Consider the following 844-nt stretch of genomic DNA (forward strand, 5'->3'; position numbering starts at 1 on the left):
GTGCATCAAAAAGGCCGGCGGCGACCCGAAAGACTATCTGAAAGCTGTTGAGAAAACGGCCGCAGGGCAGACTCAAAACCTCGAAACGGACCTCGTCATTATCGGGGGCGGTGGCTCCGGTCTTACGGCTGCGGTGAGAAGCGCCGAACTCGGCACCAAAACAGTTGTGCTTGAAAAGATGCAGGTGCTCGGCGGCGCAGCCGGTATCTGCGGGGGTCAGATTGCCGTTCAGAGCGCACAAATTCAGAAGGATCTCGGCGTTCAGGACGATTCGCCTGCATGGTTTGCCTATGATCTGCTCGCCAACGGTCATATGCGCAACGACCTTACTGCACTTACGGCGTATTCCGACAATCTCGGGGCGTCAGTCGATTGGGCTATGAAGTCTCTCGGCATGACGCAGTTTGAGGAAATGAAACTGCAGTACCGCGGAGAATTTTCCAAGGATCGTTCTCTCTACATCAAGGGAGCGGGTGCCGGCTTCATTTCGCTGCTGACCAATAAGCTCTCCGATATGCCAGTCACTATTAAGACCGGCACGAAGGTGGAGAAAATTCTGAAGGATGAAAAGGGCGCAGTTGTCGGCGTGGAGGCGACGGACGCCAACGGCACAAAGTACGTTGTTCGCTCCAAGGCGGTGCTTTTGGCAACCGGCGGATACGGCGCAAATCGCGAAATGCTTGCCGGCGACCTGCAGAAGGCGCTTTACTACGGTCCCGTCTGTGCAACGGGCGACGGTCATCGCATGGCGGAAGCAGCCGGCGCGAAGCTCATCAACATGGAGCTCGGTAAGCAGTACCCGAACGGCATAGAGGTCGCGCCGGGATTGGCCAAGTCGACCATC

General features: G+C 57.0%; 1 protein-coding gene. It reads left to right on the forward strand.

Annotation, left to right across the window (positions count from 1 at the left end):
• On the forward strand, window positions 1-844 hold an 844-nt coding region (locus H6A60_RS11885), incomplete at both ends, for an FAD-dependent oxidoreductase (protein WP_205104898.1).

This window comes from Sutterella massiliensis (assembly GCF_016899755.1).
GTDB classification, from domain to species: Bacteria; Pseudomonadota; Gammaproteobacteria; order Burkholderiales; family Burkholderiaceae_F; genus Sutterella; species Sutterella massiliensis.